Annotated in this window: 12 protein-coding genes; 5 read left to right on the forward strand and 7 right to left on the reverse strand. The window is 65.4% G+C overall.

What is annotated here, in order from left to right; genetic code table 11:
• Positions 1–132: 132 nt before the first annotated feature.
• Positions 133–1,146: an IS5 family transposase gene (locus UB31_RS22520; RefSeq protein ID WP_050044708.1), complete on the reverse strand. Its 1,014-nt coding sequence runs from the start codon at positions 1,144–1,146 to the stop codon at positions 133–135.
• Positions 1,147–1,499: 353 nt separating this feature from the next.
• On the opposite strand from UB31_RS22520, the gene UB31_RS22525 reads away from it, so the two are divergent.
• Together UB31_RS22525 and UB31_RS22530 are read left to right on the forward strand one after the other, a co-directional pair.
• Positions 1,500–2,417 (forward strand): sulfite exporter TauE/SafE family protein, encoded by a 918-nt coding sequence (locus UB31_RS22525; RefSeq protein ID WP_045005718.1) that lies wholly within the window; start codon positions 1,500–1,502, stop codon positions 2,415–2,417.
• Positions 2,414–3,184 carry a TIGR02186 family protein gene (locus UB31_RS22530; RefSeq protein WP_045012454.1) on the forward strand — a complete coding sequence of 257 codons (771 nt, stop codon included), beginning with the start codon at positions 2,414–2,416 and terminating at the stop codon, positions 3,182–3,184. The genes UB31_RS22525 and UB31_RS22530 overlap by 4 nt, the downstream gene beginning before the upstream one ends.
• Positions 3,185–3,325: 141 nt before the next feature.
• Here the strand turns inward: UB31_RS22530 and UB31_RS22535 are convergent, their stop codons facing one another.
• Positions 3,326–4,099, reverse strand: a complete 774-nt coding sequence (locus UB31_RS22535) for an MBL fold metallo-hydrolase (protein ID WP_045012585.1) — start codon at positions 4,097–4,099, stop codon at positions 3,326–3,328.
• Between the two features lie 12 nt (positions 4,100–4,111).
• A complete protein-coding gene (locus UB31_RS22540) occupies positions 4,112–5,020 on the reverse strand; it encodes a DMT family transporter (protein WP_045012455.1) in 909 nt (302 codons plus the stop codon).
• Between the two features lie 98 nt (positions 5,021–5,118).
• On the opposite strand from UB31_RS22540, the gene UB31_RS22545 reads away from it, so the two are divergent.
• The gene (locus tag UB31_RS22545) at positions 5,119–5,982 is read left to right on the forward strand and encodes a LysR family transcriptional regulator (protein WP_045012586.1); all 864 of its coding nucleotides are present in this window, start codon (positions 5,119–5,121) and stop codon (positions 5,980–5,982) included.
• A 196-nt stretch (positions 5,983–6,178) separates the two neighbouring features.
• Here the strand turns inward: UB31_RS22545 and pdeM are convergent, their stop codons facing one another.
• From pdeM to UB31_RS22565, 4 genes are all read right to left on the reverse strand, one after another.
• Positions 6,179–6,850: a ligase-associated DNA damage response endonuclease PdeM gene (gene pdeM, locus UB31_RS22550; RefSeq protein ID WP_045012456.1), complete on the reverse strand. Its 672-nt coding sequence runs from the start codon at positions 6,848–6,850 to the stop codon at positions 6,179–6,181.
• A gap of 50 nt (positions 6,851–6,900) precedes the next feature.
• Positions 6,901–9,477 (reverse strand): ligase-associated DNA damage response DEXH box helicase, encoded by a 2,577-nt coding sequence (locus tag UB31_RS22555; RefSeq protein WP_045012457.1) that lies wholly within the window; start codon positions 9,475–9,477, stop codon positions 6,901–6,903.
• A gap of 88 nt (positions 9,478–9,565) precedes the next feature.
• Entirely contained in the window at positions 9,566–10,795 is a 1,230-nt protein-coding gene (locus UB31_RS22560) for an ABC transporter substrate-binding protein (RefSeq protein WP_045012458.1), read from the reverse strand.
• Positions 10,796–10,911: 116 nt separating this feature from the next.
• Positions 10,912–11,838 (reverse strand): class I SAM-dependent DNA methyltransferase, encoded by a 927-nt coding sequence (locus UB31_RS22565; RefSeq protein WP_045012459.1) that lies wholly within the window; start codon positions 11,836–11,838, stop codon positions 10,912–10,914.
• A gap of 66 nt (positions 11,839–11,904) precedes the next feature.
• Here UB31_RS22565 and UB31_RS22570 point away from each other — a divergent pair, with 66 nt between their 5' ends.
• Positions 11,905–12,942 carry a ligase-associated DNA damage response exonuclease gene (locus UB31_RS22570; protein WP_045012460.1) on the forward strand — a complete coding sequence of 346 codons (1,038 nt, stop codon included), beginning with the start codon at positions 11,905–11,907 and terminating at the stop codon, positions 12,940–12,942.
• Positions 12,939–14,816: a cisplatin damage response ATP-dependent DNA ligase gene (locus UB31_RS22575; protein WP_045012461.1), complete on the forward strand. Its 1,878-nt coding sequence runs from the start codon at positions 12,939–12,941 to the stop codon at positions 14,814–14,816. Before UB31_RS22570 ends, UB31_RS22575 begins: the two co-directional genes overlap by 4 nt.
• Positions 14,817–14,955 lie beyond the last annotated feature (139 nt).

Consider the following 14,955-nt stretch of genomic DNA (forward strand, 5'->3'; position numbering starts at 1 on the left):
GCGAGGGCTTTGCTTAATTGGCCGTGCGGGAGTGAGGCTCGATGTGGGGCATTTTTTTGTGTGGCCTCGGATGGCGAGCGAACGCAGACGGCCTTGTTTTCGTGGCCGATCGATGGCGTTGGGCTACGGCAGTCACGCCACACCTCCCGCGGGACACAGCACCGCCCATCGTTTGAGGTTCATGGCCAAGCAGAGAAGACGCAGATGGGTATGGTTGCGTGCCAAGCCCAGATAGCGAGCGCGCGCCCAGCCGTAAACGCCCTTGAGGCGCGCAAAGACCTGCTCGACCGGCGCGCGGCGGCGTCCCACGGCGTCGTTGAAGCGCTTCTTCCGCTCGGTCAGGGGATGATGCTTGTTGGGCCGGAACATCAGCCGCGGCTTGATGCCCCGGGCAGCCAGCCCGGCGCGGCGCTCGTGCTTGTCATAGGCCTGGTCGGCGTAGACCGCCTTCTCGTCGCCGCTGATCAATTCATCGGCCGGCACCGTATCGTTGACCGCAGCGTCGGTCAGCTTACTGCGACGGATGATCGCCGAGCACTGGTCGACACCGACATGCGCCTTGTAGCCGAAGTATCGCTTGCCACCCTTCTTGGTCCATCGCGCATCCGCATCGCGCTCGCTGTTGACCAGCTTGCTCGGCGCGCGCCCGTCTGGGCCGGGCGGCAGCGGGTCCTTTGGCGGCTTCGGCGGCTTCACCGCCGCCGGGATCAGGCTGGCGTCGATCAATGTGCCTCGACGCAGCACCAGCCCGCGCGCGTCGATCTGGCGCAGCATCTCGGCAAACAGCGTCTCGTCCAGACCGGCCTGCTGCAAAGCTTCGCGGAAGCGCCAGATCGTCGTATGGTCGGGCGTCTCGTCGCCCAGCGCAAAGCCGCAGAAGTCGCGGAAAGAGGCCCGGTCATCGAGCGCTTCTTCCAGTTCCGGATCGGACAGCCCGTACCATTGCTGCAACAGCACAGCCTTGAACATCACCAGCCGAGGATAGGCCGGCGCGCCACGCTCAGGTTCCGGAAGGCCGCACAGCACGCGCTCCACAGCCCCCCAATCGACCAGTTCGCAAATCCGCCTCAGCACCGCACCGCCTTTCCCACGCCGCGACGCCAGCGCATCTGCGAAGCTCGGTTGCCCAACCTGCCGATATGCCATCCCAAGACCCTCTTCAGATCTCTCTTAGTGAATCGCAGATTCGCGATTTGTGCAAAGCCCTCGCTTGCGGGAGAGGTCGGCGCGTTGCGCCGGGTGAGGGCTTTGTCCTCTTGGGGAGTCTTACTGCGGCGACACCCCCTCCCCAGCCCTCCCCCGCAAGCGGGAGAGGGAGCGCACCCTTGTCCTGGCGACGATTGAATCCAGTCTCATCACGCTCCATCACGCCCATTCACCACGCCCAAAATTCCTGATCCGGGCCCTCGCGAATTCGGCTATTGAAGAGCGCGGCAATCGTTCTGCCCTTCCTCCCGAGCATTCCGCGAAATCGATCCGTCTCGCCGGAGCGTGGTCCGATGCAGCTTTATCTTCCGATTGCCGATCTGCCGGTCAACGTGTTCCTGGTGCTGGCGATGGGCGCCGCGGTCGGCTTCGTCTCCGGCATGTTCGGGATCGGCGGCGGATTTCTGATGACGCCGCTGCTGATCTTCATCGGCATCACGCCGGCGGTCGCGGTCGCGTCCGTTGCGAGCCATATCGCGGCCTCGTCCTTCTCCGGCGCGCTGTCCTATTGGCGACGGCGCGCGATCGATCCGGCGCTGGCGAGCGTGCTGTTGTGTGGCGGGGTGACCGGCACGGCGCTGGGCGTGTGGACATTCACGCAGCTCCGCGCACTCGGCCAGCTCGATTTGATGATTGCGCTGTCCTACGTGGTCCTGCTCGGCACGGTCGGCAGCCTGATGTTCTCCGAGGGCCTGCGCGCGCTGATGCGAACCCGCCGTGGCGCCATTCCGCCACGGCGCACGCACAACTGGATCCACGGACTGCCGCTGAAAATGCGGTTCAAGCGCTCGAAGATCTATCTGTCGGTGATTCCCGTCGTGATCGTCGGCCTCGTGATCGGCTTCATCGGCGCCATCATGGGCATCGGTGGCGGCTTCATCCTGGTGCCGATCATGATCTATCTGCTGCGGGTGCCGACCTCGACGGTGATTGGAACCTCGATGGTCCTGACGCTGGTCACGATGCTGTTCGCGACCCTGCTGCATGCCGTGACCAATCACCTGGTCGATGCCGTGCTGGCGCTGATCCTGATGGTCGGCGGCGTCACCGGCGCGCAGTTCGGCGCGCGCGCGGGCCAGAAAATCCGCGGCGAGCAGTTGCGGCTGCTGCTGGGCCTGCTGATCCTCTCGGTCGGCATCCGCTTCGCGGTCGAGCTGGTGATCCGGCCCGAGGATCTCTTCACCATCCGCGAGATGGGAGCGAGCGGATGATGCGCGCGCTGTTAGCGGCTCTCCTCGTCCTGCTGTTCGGCTCCGCCGCGCGGGCCGAACGGCTGATCGTGTCGGTCTCCAACCACCGCGTCACGGTGACGCCGAACTATTCCGGCGAGGAGCTGGTGCTGTTCGGCTCGGTGGAGAAGGACGCCACGACACCCGCGGACCGCTCGAGCTATGACCTCGTGGTCACCGTGATGGGCCCGCGCGCCGACATGGTGACGCGGCGAAAGGAGCGCACCTTCGGGATCTGGATCAATACCGACTACCGGCAGTTCTTGCAGGTCCCGAGCTATCTCGCGCTGTTCGCCAACCGTCCGTTCGACCGCATCACCTCGCCCGAGATCGCGCGGCGGCAGCAGATCGGTCTCAACAACGTGTTGCTGACCCAACGCGTCAGCGGCGATTTTGCCGACGTGGTGCCGAACGACGCGTTCCGCTCCGCCTTCATCCGGCTGCGCACCCAGCGCGGACTCTACCGCGAAGATGCGAGTGCAGTGACGTTCTTGACGCCAACACTGTTCCGCACCGGCATTCCGCTGCCGGCGGAGGTGCCGATCGGCACCTATGAGGTCGAGATCAAGCTGTTCGCGAATGGCGCGTTCGTCGGCAAGACCGCGACGACATTCGAGATCGTCAAGGTCGGCTTCGAGCAATTCGTCGCGACGACCGCGCGGCAGAACGGACTGGTCTACGGACTCGTCACGGCGGCGATGGCGTTGATGACGGGGTGGATGGCGTCGATCGTGTTTCGGAAGGATTGAGGGAGCTCCACTCGCCCCTCTCGTCATCGCCCGGCTTGACCGGGCGATCCAGTATCCAGAGGCTTGCGTTGGAGGGCTCGCTCTCACCATTTCCGCCGCGGCGTACTGGATGCCCGCCTTCGCGGGGCATGACAGCTGAGGCTACGGCGCCTCCACCACCGTCGGCACGCCCGGCTCCAGCAATCGCAGCCGCGGCCCGAAGCCCAGCACGTCAAACGTCTTGCGCAGATCCTCGCTGTTCTGGCGGAAATGCGCCCAGCCTTCGGTGTGCAGGGGCACGATCATCGCATCGGGAAAGGCGCGCGCGGTCTCGATGGTGTCGTTGGTGTCCATGGTGAGATGGAACGGCCCGCGCGTTTGCGCAGCACCTGCGAACGGCAGCACCACGCCGCATTTGAAGCGGCGCGCGACTTCGGCGACGCCGTCGAACCAGGTGGTGTCGCCGCTGATATAGACCGGGCGCGTGTCCTTGCGGCTCGACGCCACCACGAAGCCGATGACGTCACCTGACAACGGCTCGATGCCGGCCGGGCCGTGGCGCGCGGGCGTTGCGGTGATCGTCAGCGCATTGCCGTCTCGGTCTTTGACGTGGGCGGTGGCCCAGGGCGGGAGGCCCTCGACATGGCCGCCGAGGCGCTTGGCGCCGGCCTCCGTCGTCAGCACACGCTTCGCGTGTTTGAGAAACTCGCGACCGGAATTGTCGAGATTGTCCGAATGCTGGTCGTGGCTGAGCAGGACCGCATCGATCGGACCGATCGCGTCAGCTTTCAACGCGGGCCCGATCGTCTTCTCCAGCTTCACGTGCGGCAGCTCATAGGCACCGGGCGCATCGAACGTCGGGTCGGTGAGCAGGCGAAAGCCGTCGATCTCGATCAGCGCGGTGGGACCGCCGATCAGGGTGATGGAAATGGGCATGATCAACTCCTCTTAAGAGATCGATTTGGCGGGCCGCGTCACCAGATAGATGCCGAGCGCGACCGGGATGATGCCGAGCAGATCGCGCGCCTCGACATGCTCGCCGAGCACGAGGAAGGCGAACAGCATGCCGAGCGGCGGCATGACGAAATGATAGGCACTTGCCGTGGTCGCGCCACACACTTTCAGGAGATGAAACCAGAGCCAATAGGCCAGGATCGAACCGCCAAGCACGAGGAAGGCGAAGGCGCCGATCAGGCCTGGTGTGACATCGATCGCATGGACGTCGGCGAAGGTGAGCGCAACCGGTGTCAGCACGATTCCGGCGGCGAGGTTCTGCACGCCATTGCCGATCCACAGAGAGCCCTTCGGCGCGAGCAGCTTGAATAGGATGGTGCCGGCGACGATGGAGGCGAGCGAAGCCAGCGTGAACAGGATGCCGTGCAATGAGTCGGTGCCGACCGACAGGCGGTGCCAAACAATCGCCGTCACGCCGATGATGCCGAGCAGGAGGCCGCTCGCCTTGCGCCAGGTCATGCCTTCGCCCAGCAGCAGGGCTGCGAGCGCGGCCGTGAAAACTGGATTGGCCGAGACGATCAGGCCACCGAGGCCGGCGGAGACCGATTGCAGGCCGGTGTAGCCGAGCCCGAGATAGAGCGCGTTGTTGGCAATCCCGAGCACGGCAAAGATCGCGGCATCACGCCACGACAGCGACCAGTCGCCGCGAATCAGCGTGGCACCGAGGATCAGGATGCCTGCGAGCGAGAAGCGCGCGGCGAGCAGGATCAGCGGCGGGCAATGGGTGACGCCGATCTTGCCGGCGACGAAGGCGTAGCTCCAGAGCAGGCAGAACACACCGATAGCGAGCGGCAGCGTGTTAAAGCGGCTGCGGGGAGCGGGAAGCGAGGTGGCGAGCGACATGAGGGCATTCTCCTGAGCCTTCGATCTAGTGACCCGGCTTGCCATTTGGAAATTAAATGATTAACTCACCACCAGTGGATTTTCGAATGGAGGCGCCCATGCTCGATCTGGAGCTCCTGCGCAGCTTCGTCTCGGTGGTCGATGCCGGCGGCTTCACCCGCGCCGGCGAACGCGTCCACCGCACGCAATCGACCGTCAGTCAGCAGATCAAGCGGCTGGAAGAGGATGTCGGCCAGGTGCTGCTGCATCGTGACGGCAAGGACGTGCGCCCGACCGAGGCCGGCGAGCGGCTGCTGTCTTATGCGCGGCGGCTGCTCACGCTCGCCGAGGAGGCGCGCGACGTGCTGCGCGAACCCGACAGCGAAGGCGCGATCCGGCTCGGCATTCCCGAGGATTTTGCCGCGTATCAACTGGCGAAACTGCTGGGGACGTTCGCGCGTTCGCATCCGGGCCTGCGGCTCGATGTGCGCGCCGACCAGAGCAAGAACCTCGCCCGCGATCTCGAGCGCGGCGAGCTCGACCTTGCGCTTTACAAGCGTGGGGCGGGCGAGAAGGGCGCGATTGCGGTGTGGCCCGAGCAGGTGCATTGGGTCACCAGCAAGAGCCATCCGATCCACGCGGATGTCGCCTCCGTGCCGCTGATCGGTTTTCCGCTCGGCTGTCTCTACCGCGCCGGCGCCATCCACGCGCTGGAAAGCGCGGGGCGCATTTGGCACATGTCCTACACCTCATCGAGCCTCGCCGGCATCCAGGCCGCGGTCGCCGCCGGCATGGGTCTGAGCATTCTGTCGGAGATGTCGATCCAGGCCGATCACCGCGTGCTGACGGCGAAGGATGGATTTGCGCCGATCAACCGGACGGAGGTGGCGCTGATGGCTGCGCCGGGCGCCAGCCCCGCAACGCTGCGGCTTGCGGATCGGCTCGCTGAGTTTTGCGATGATGTGCAGGCGAAGGCGGCGTAGTCGCCACTAGCTCGGTCTGTTCCCTCCCCCCTTGCGGGGGAGGGCTAGGGAGAGGGGTGCCACACAGGGACTCTCTCGATTCAAGCGAATGTCCGGCCGCCTAACGCGCACCTTTTCCTTGGCTACCCCTCTCCCCCGCCCTCCCCCGCAAGGGGGGAGGGAGCGCAGTTGTGCGAGCAGCCCGCAGCGCGCCTCTTCAATAACACCGCGACGCGGCGATCGCGTGCACGCGGCGGTCGCCGAGGAGATGCGCGACAAAACCGTTCTTCGGAAAGATTTTTGCGAACGCCGCGTCGCGGATGCTGAGACCGCCGGCATAGGCGCCGAAGGCTGGCATCACGGCGCGTTCGCCGTCACTGGCAAAACACCGCCGTTCCATCGAACGGCCGCGCGTGGAAACGCGTGCCTTGGGATGAAGATGGCCGGCGATCTCGCCGTGCGCGCCGGTCGGCTCGTGGCGGAAGGTGATCGGACCGATCGCGACTTCGTCGGCGACAGTGCCGCCGAGATCGCGCGGCAATGCCGGATCGTGATTGCCCGAGATCCAGATCCAGTCGCGCCCCGACTGGAGTGCGGCCACGGCAGCGCGATCCTCCGCCGTCAGGCGTCCATGCGCGGTGCGATCATGAAAACTGTCGCCGAGCGCGATGACGGTGCGCGGATCATGGCGGGAGATGACAGCAGCAAGCCGACTGAGCGTCGCGATGGTATCGTAAGGCGGCAGCAACACGCCGCGAGTGGCGAAGCTGGACCCTTTTTCCAGGTGCAAATCGGAGACGATGAGCAGGCGCTGTTCCTCCCAGAACAAAGCGCCGGAGAGATCGGCCGCGAACGTCACGCTGCTGATGCTGACCCTCGAAACGCGCATGTCCTCATCATCTCCTGAAACCAGCGCGCCTGCCGTCACGTTCTATCCTGCTATCCCATCGCCTCTTTGACCAGCTCGTCGGCGGCCTCCGCCAGCAGCTCATCGCCAGCTTCGCCATAAACTGACTCGCGGCCGATTTCCAGCATCACGGGGACGGCGAGCGGGGAGACGTGGTCGAGTTCCCGATGCGTGATGCGGCCCTGGATGCGCGTGAGCATGTCGCTGAGGCGGCGCAGATCGAGCAGGCCGGTCGCGGCATCGGCGCGGGCGGCGCGCAACAACACGTGATCGGCCTGGTGTTTGCGCAGGACATCGTAGACGAGATCGGTCGAGAACAGCACCTGGCGGCGGCTCTTCTCCTCGCCGGTATGGCGGCGCGCGATCAGGCCGGAGATGATCGCGCAATTGCGGAACGTGCGCTTCATCAGCGCCGACTCGGCGAGCCAGGCTTCGAGGTCGTCGCCGAGCATATCAGGATCGAACAGCACGTTGAGGTCGAGCTTGCCGTTCCGGATCATGAACGACATGTCGCCGAGCCCCCAGATCGCGACCGCATATTCGTTGGCGACGAAGCCGAGCGGCCGGGCGCGGGCGCGCTCCAGCCGGCGCGTCAAGAGCATGCCGAGCGTCTGGTGCGCAAGGCGCCCCTCGAAGGGATAGCAGACGATGTAATGCTTGTTGGCGCGCGGAAAGCTTTCGACCAGGAGCTCGCGCACCGCCGGCACGCGCGAGACGTCCCTTTGCAGCGACAGCCAGTCGCGCACCTGCTCCGGCAGCGCATGCCAGGCGCGGCCGTCATCGAGCAGGCGACGCACGCGTTCGGCGAGATAGGTCGAGAGCGGAAACTTGCCGCCCATGTACGACGGCACCTTCGGGTCCTTGTCGTTGGCGCGCGAGACGTAGACCTGGTCCTCGACCAAAGCCTCGTAACGCACCACCTCGCCGCCGAACACGAAGGTGTCGGCGGGCGAGAGGCCCTCGATGAAAGCTTCCTCGATCTCGCCGAGCAATCGCCCGCCGCGCGCGATCACCCCGGTTGAGCCGCCTGCCTTTCCTTGGCCGCCGCCGCGCGAGCGCACCAGCCGCACCTTCAGCATATCGTCCTCAACGATGGTGCCGACATTCATGCGGTAGCTCTGCCGCACCTTTGGATTGGCGACGCGCCAGCGGCCCCGCTTGTCCTGCTTGATGCGGGCGAAACGCTCATAGGTTTTCAGCGCATAGCCGCCGGTGGCGACGAAATCGACGACGTCGTCGAAATCCTGCCGCGTGAGATCGGCATAGGGCGCGGCGGTGCGGACCTCGTCATAAAGCTCGTCGGAGAGAAACGGCTCGCCGCAGGCGCAGCCGAGCACGTGCTGGGCCAGCACGTCGAGGGCGCCGGTACGGAGCGGCGGCGTGTCCTGCGCATTCTCGGCAATCGCATCGATCGCAACGCTGCACTCCAGCACCTCGAAACGGTTGGCGGGCACCAGCACCGCACGCGAAGCTTCATCAAGGCGGTGATTGGCGCGACCGATGCGCTGCATCAGCCGCGAAGATCCCTTCGGCGCGCCGATATTGACGACGAGATCGACGTCGCCCCAGTCGACGCCGAGATCGAGCGAGGAGGTGCAGACCACGCCCCGCAATTTGCCTGCCGACATCGCATCCTCAACCTTGCGGCGTTGGGCGACATCGAGCGAGCCGTGATGCAGCGCGATCGCAAGGTTGTCGTCGTTCATGCGCCAGAGATCCTGGAACAGCATCTCGGCCTGGCTGCGGGTGTTGACGAAGACGAGCGTGGTCCTGTTGGCCTTGATCAGCTCATAGATTTCGGGAAGCGCATGGCGCGCACTGTGACCGGCCCAGGGCAGCCGCTCGCGCGTATCAAGCATCTCGACCAGCGGCGGTGCCGCGCCGCCGGCAATGACGATGTCGGCTGATTCCGCTTTGTCCTTCGGCTGCGGCACCAGGAAGCGGGCCAGCGATTCCGGCTCGGCCACCGTCGCCGACAATCCGATCGCGCGCATCCGCGGTGCCAGCCGCCACAGCCGCGCGAGGCCCAGCGAGAGAAGATCGCCGCGCTTGGATGTCACCAGCGCGTGCAGCTCGTCGAGCACGATGCGCTTGAGCGAAGAGAACAGGAACGGCGCATCGTCGGAGGAGAGCAACAGCGCGAGCTGCTCGGGCGTCGTCAGCAGAATGTCCGGCGGATAGCGCCGCTGCCGCTGCCGCCGCGACGTCGGCGTATCGCCGGTGCGGGTCTCGATCTTGACCGGCAGCCCCATCTCGGCGACCGGCCGCTCCAGATTGCGCGCGATGTCGACGGCGAGTGCTTTCAGCGGCGAGATGTAGAGGGTGTGCAGGCCGCCACTGCGTTGCAGGGCACGGCCGGTGGAGACCACGGATTTCGCGGGTGCTGTGGGCGCGGAGCTCAACTCCACCAGCGTCGGTAAAAATCCCGCCAGCGTCTTGCCGGCGCCGGTCGGCGCGATCAGCAGCGCGCTAGCGTCCTCGCGCGCCTTCTCCAGCAGCGCCAATTGATGCGTGCGCGGCGACCAGCCACGGGCCGCAAACCATTCCTGGAAGCGGTCGGGCAGCAGCGCTGGCCTCTCGGCCGAGATTTTGAGGATGCGGGGCGGCACGGCATCACAGGTAAGCCGTGGGGGTGGGTTCGTCGAGGGGGTGGGCACGGCGCGATGCGCCTTTGCCCACCCTACGGCGCTCCCCGCCCTACTCCGTCACCGGCTTGTCGGAGACCTGCCAGTCCTTGCCGTTGAAGGTTGAGATGAACAACGTCTTCATCGGGGTGTAGTCGTCGGGCGTATAGTTGTAGTCGACGCCGTCGAGGAAGAACGGCGAGTGGAAGCCGTTGAGGTTCGCGGCCTGCTTCAGCACGTTCTCCCGCGTAAGCTCGTCGCCGCAGCGGCGCAAGATCTCGCCCATTGTCACCGCCTGGCCGTAACCGGCATAGGCGATGGTGTTGTCGGGATCGATGTTCGGCAGGTAATTCTTGCGCAGCGTATCGAATGCGACCACATCCTTGTCATTCTCCCAGGGGCCGGGCCCGGCATCCTTGGAATAACGGATCGCGACGATCCCGACGGCGTTCTCGAGGCCGGCGGCGTTGAGGATGGACTTCCCGGTCGAGCCGGCCGACAGCAGTTGCAACGGCTTCCAGCCGAGCTCGGCGACCTTGCGGATCGACTGCGACGTCGCCTTGCCGGTCGAGATGTTGTAGAAGACGTCGGCGCCCGACTTCGAGAGATTGATGAGCTGGGAATCGACGGTCGGATCGGTCAGATCGTAGGTCTGCTCCATGATCACCTGCGCGGTGCCGCCGGCATCGGCCAGCACCTTCTTGAACGGACCGAGGAAGTCGCGGCCGAAATCGTCGTTCTGGTAGAGAATGCCGACCTTGGCGTTCGGCTTCACGCTGAGGACGTGCCGCGCCAGGATGCGCGCTTCGGTCGGATAAAGCGGCAAACCCGCCATCGTCCATTTGAACTCTTTCGGATTGTTCCACTTCGACGCGCCGGTGTTGAGCAGGAGCTGCGGCACACCCTTGGAATTGAGATATTTGTGTACGGCCGTCTGCGGCGCGGTGCCGAGCGAACCATACAGCGCCAGCACTTCCTCCTGCTCGACCAGGCGACGCGTCGCCTCGACGCATTTCGGTGCGCTGTAGGCGTCGTCCATGGTGAGGAACTTGACCTTGCGTCCGTTGATGCCGCCCTTCTCGTTCAGCATCTGGAAATAGGCCTCGCCGACGCGCCCCAACACGCCATAGAGCGAGCCGGGGCCGGAATGCGGCACGGTCTGCCCGATCTTGATCTCGGTATCGCTGGCGCCCGCATCGTATTTCTTCTCCGCGGCCCGGACGTAAGGCGCGGGCAGGACGGATGCAGCGATGGCGGCGAGCGCGGCGGCGCTGACATCGCGCCGCGATGGATTCTTCGTCATTTTTTGTTTCTCCCTGGTGCGCGCATTGTGCTGACATCGCCGCACGGCTCGCAAGTGGGAAGTCGTCGCTTTGCGACGCAATGACGCCTGAATCGCCCCGGGGCTAGCGCCTAGACTCAAGTTTTCTCGGCGACCACGACGAGGCCGCGCACCGGCTCGTTGTTCTCGATGCGCGGCGATGCCGACTCCAATGTCAGAAGCTTGAGTCCGGCCTTCGTCATGGTGCCGCGCACATATTCCGCGGAATGGGCATAGCGCAGCCCTTCGCCGAGAACGATTCCACCGCCGTCGTGCGTCTCCAGCGTGAAGGCGAGCACGCCACCGGGCGCGAGCACGCGCTTGGCCTCAGTCAGCACCGGCGCGAGATCGGAGAGATAGACGAATGCATCCGCCGCGACGACGATGTCCGCGCTCGCGTCAGTCTTGCCGCGCAGGCCTTCGATCATGTCGGCAACTTCAAGCTCGGCGTAGAGGCCTGAGGCGCGCGCCTGCTTGATCATGCCAGGCGACAGATCAATGCCGGTGAAATGATCGACCTGCTTTGCGAAGGCAGCGGCCGCGAGCCCGGTGCCGCAGCCGAGATCGATGGCGCGCTTGAACAGAGCCGGCTTCTTCGCGCTGACGCGCGCAGCCACCACCGCCTTGAAGATCAGGGACGGGGCGCGGTAGTCGAGATCGTTGATCAGCACATGCTCGAAGCGCGGCGCATATTGATCGAACAGTGCCTGCACATAGGCCTTGGGCATCTCGGACAATTGCGCGTCGCCGAGCCGTATCAGATGCAAATGGGCGCCGTGCTGGTCGTCGGGATCGGACTCGCGCGATTTTCGAAACGCCGCGATGGCCATGTCGCGCTCGCCGAGCTGGCTGCGGATTTCGCCGAGCGTGAACCAGGCGGAGGTGAAATCGGGTGCGAGCTCGAGCGCCTGCTCCAGCAGGTCGGCCGCGGCGGGCAGATCGCCCTTGAGCTGGAGGTCGCGCGCGAACTCGAAACGGCGGTCGGCCATGAGATCGCCGGAGGAGTGGAACAGGCGCAAGGGCATTGGAGAACCAGGGAGGGAAGCGGGCGGATGACTCGAAGACGCGATGGCGCAACCTATATAACAGGCATGCGTCCGCAAGACATCCTGCTGCCAGTCGCGAGCGGCCTGTGCTGCAAGCCCGGCGGCTTCCATATCGACCCCGTCCGTCCCGTGGAGCGGGCCGTGATCACCCACGGCCATTCCGACCATGCCCGCGCCGGCCACGGCGCGGTGCTGGCGACGCAGGAAACGCTGGACATGATGCGGCTGCGCTATGGCGAGAATTTTGCCGGGACGACGCAGGCGATCCGCTATGGCGAGGAGATCCGGCTCGGCGACGTCAGCGTCAAGTTTCACCCGGCCGGCCATGTGCTGGGCTCGGCGCAGGTCGCCGTAACAGCCAAGGATATTAGCATCGTCGCCTCCGGCGACTATAAGGACGCGCCAGACCCGACCTGCACGCCGTTCGAGCTCGTCCCCTGCGACGTCTTCATCACCGAGGCCACCTTCGGCCTGCCGGTGTTTCGGCACGGCGATGCCGCCAACGAGGTGAAAAAGCTGCTCGCCTCCGTCGCGCTGTTTCCGGAGCGCGCGCATCTCGTCGGCGCCTATTCGCTTGGCAAGGCCCAGCGCGTGATCGCGCTGCTGCGGCAGGCCGGCTACGATGCGCCGATCTACCTGCATGGCGCGATGGAGAAGATCACGCAGTACTATCAGAGCCGCGGCATCGCGCTTGGCGAGCTGCGGCCGGTGATGGGCGTGAAGAAGGCGGCGCTCGCCGGCACCATCACGCTCGCGCCGCCGTCTGCGACATCCGATCTCTGGACCCGGCGCTTTCCCGATCCCATCACCGCCTTCGCCTCCGGCTGGATGCGCGTGCGCGCCCGCGCGCGGCAGCGCGGCATCGAATTGCCGCTGGTGATCTCGGATCATGCCGACTGGGACGGCCTCACCGCGACCATCACTGCTACCGGCGCCGGCGAGATCTGGGTGACCCACGGTCAGGAAGATGCGCTGGCGCATTGGTGCCAAAGCAAGGGCTTGCGGGCAAAGCCGCTCGATCTCGTCGGCTATGGCGACGAGGGAGAGAGCGAGACGCCGCTTCAAGACGAGGCCGAGGCATGAACCGCTTCGCCGAATTGCTGGACCGCCTCGCCTACGAGCCCGGCCGCAACAACAAGCTGCGGCTGATCACCGGCTATTTCCGCGAGGTCGGCGATCCCGATCGCGGTTATGCGCTGGCCGCGCTGACCGGCGCACTCAGCTTCAAGCACGCCAAGCCGGCGCTGATCCGGGATTTGATCGCGTCGCGGACTGATCCAGTGCTGTTCGGGCTGTCCTATGACTATGTCGGCGACCTCTCGGAGACGGTCGCGCTGATGTGGCCGAGGCGGGTGCCTCGTCATGACGAGTCTTTTCCGGGCCACCCCTCTCCCCCGCCCTCCCCCGCAAGGGGGGAGGGAGCGCAGTTGCGCGTGCAGCGGCAGACGAGATCGACGACTGATCGTGATTCCGCGAGTGATGGGGGCACAACTCTCTCCGTTCCCTCCCCCCTTGCGGGGGAGGGGCAGGGAGAGGGGTACCGCGGGCGAGATGCTGATGAGTCCACCCACTCTCGCAACCACAACAACCCGCCTCCCCCAACCCTTACCGAGGTCGTCACCACACTCCGCACCCTCGGCAAGACCGAGCTGCCAAAACAACTCGAACGCTGGCTCGACGAACTCGATGAGACCGGCCGCTGGGCGCTGCTCAAACTCGTCACCGGCGCACTGCGGATCGGCATCTCGGCGCGGCTGGCGAAGACCGCGGCCGCGGCGCTCGGCGACAAGGATCCGCATGAGGTCGAGCTGATCTGGCCCGGCCTCAGCCCGCCCTATCTCGACCTGTTCGCGTGGCTCGAAGGGCGCGGCGAAAAGCCCGTCAATCGCGATCCCGCGCCATTCCGTCCCGTGATGCTGGCACATGCCATCGAGGACACCGACTTCCAAAACCTCGATCCCGCCGATTACGTCGCCGAATGGAAATGGGACGGCATCCGCGTGCAGGCGGTTGCGGGCCGCGACGAGCACGACAAAATCACGGCGCGGCTCTATTCGCGCACCGGCGAGGACATCACGGGAAGCTTTCCGGACCTGGTGCCGTCGTTGCGCCTGCCCGGTGCGATTGACGGCGAGCTTTTGATCCTGCGCGAAGGCCGCGTGCAGAGTTTCAACGTTCTCCAGCAACGGCTCAACCGCAAGATCGTCTCACCGAAGCTGATCAAGGAATTCCCGATCCATCTGCGCGCCTATGATCTGCTCGGCGACGATGCGAACGATCTGCGCGAATTGCCGTTCGTCGAGCGGCGCGAACGGCTGGAGATGTTTGTCAAGAAGCTCGACGATCCCCGCATTGATCTCTCGCCCACCGTCCCCTTCGAAAGCTGGGATGCGCTGACCGCCGCACGCGCCGATCCCGCAAGTGCCGGCGCCGGCGAAGATGCCGATGCGGTCGAAGGCGTGATGCTGAAGCGACGCGATGCGCCATACCTGCCGGGACGGCCGAAGGGCCAGTGGTGGAAGTGGAAGCGCGATCCGCACATCATCGACGCCGTGCTGATGTATGCGCAGCGCGGCCACGGCAAGCGCTCGTCCTTCTATTCCGATTACACCTTTGGTGTCTGGACCGCGGGTGAAAGTGGCGACGAACTGGTCCCGGTCGGCAAGGCCTATTTTGGCTTCACCGACGAGGAGCTTTTGCAGATCGACCGCTTCGTCCGCCGCAACACTACGGAAAAATTCGGTCCCGTCCGACATGTCGTGCACGAGGCGGACAAGGGGCTGGTGCTGGAAGTCGCCTTCGAGGGCCTTCAACGCTCACCGCGGCACAAATCCGGCGTCGCCATGCGCTTCCCCCGCATCAGCCGCTTACGCTGGGACAAGCCGCCGCGGGAGGCCGATCGGCTGGAAACGCTGGAAAAGATGCTGAAGGGGGAGACGGCTGAGGTCGAGGCGTGATGGCTCGATGACGGCCACGACGTCGGTGCGCACCCTCTCCCGCAAGCTTGCGGGAGAGGGGTCTCCGCATTGGGAATCCCCAAGAGGAGAGAACCCTCACCCGCGCCTTCGGCGCGACCTCTCCCGCAAGCGGGAGAGG

It is taken from the genome of Bradyrhizobium sp. LTSP849, assembly GCF_000938255.1.
Lineage (GTDB): Bacteria > Pseudomonadota > Alphaproteobacteria > Rhizobiales > Xanthobacteraceae > Bradyrhizobium.

Bases quoted from the DNA above. Each gene is read 5' to 3' on its own strand.
- UB31_RS22520 (WP_050044708.1), bottom strand. From the start codon at position 1,146: ATGGCATATCGGCAGGTTGGGCAACCGAGCTTCGCAGATGCGCTGGCG.
- UB31_RS22570 (WP_045012460.1), top strand. From the start codon at position 11,905: ATGCGTCCGCAAGACATCCTGCTGCCAGTCGCGAGCGGCCTGTGCTGC.
- pdeM (WP_045012456.1), bottom strand. From the start codon at position 6,850: ATGCGCGTTTCGAGGGTCAGCATCAGCAGCGTGACGTTCGCGGCCGAT.
- UB31_RS22535 (WP_045012585.1), bottom strand. From the start codon at position 4,099: ATGCCCATTTCCATCACCCTGATCGGCGGTCCCACCGCGCTGATCGAG.
- UB31_RS22575 (WP_045012461.1), top strand. From the start codon at position 12,939: ATGAACCGCTTCGCCGAATTGCTGGACCGCCTCGCCTACGAGCCCGGC.
- UB31_RS22560 (WP_045012458.1), bottom strand. From the start codon at position 10,795: ATGACGAAGAATCCATCGCGGCGCGATGTCAGCGCCGCCGCGCTCGCC.
- UB31_RS22545 (WP_045012586.1), top strand. From the start codon at position 5,119: ATGCTCGATCTGGAGCTCCTGCGCAGCTTCGTCTCGGTGGTCGATGCC.
- UB31_RS22525 (WP_045005718.1), top strand. From the start codon at position 1,500: ATGCAGCTTTATCTTCCGATTGCCGATCTGCCGGTCAACGTGTTCCTG.
- UB31_RS22540 (WP_045012455.1), bottom strand. From the start codon at position 5,020: ATGTCGCTCGCCACCTCGCTTCCCGCTCCCCGCAGCCGCTTTAACACG.
- UB31_RS22530 (WP_045012454.1), top strand. From the start codon at position 2,414: ATGATGCGCGCGCTGTTAGCGGCTCTCCTCGTCCTGCTGTTCGGCTCC.
- UB31_RS22565 (WP_045012459.1), bottom strand. From the start codon at position 11,838: ATGCCCTTGCGCCTGTTCCACTCCTCCGGCGATCTCATGGCCGACCGC.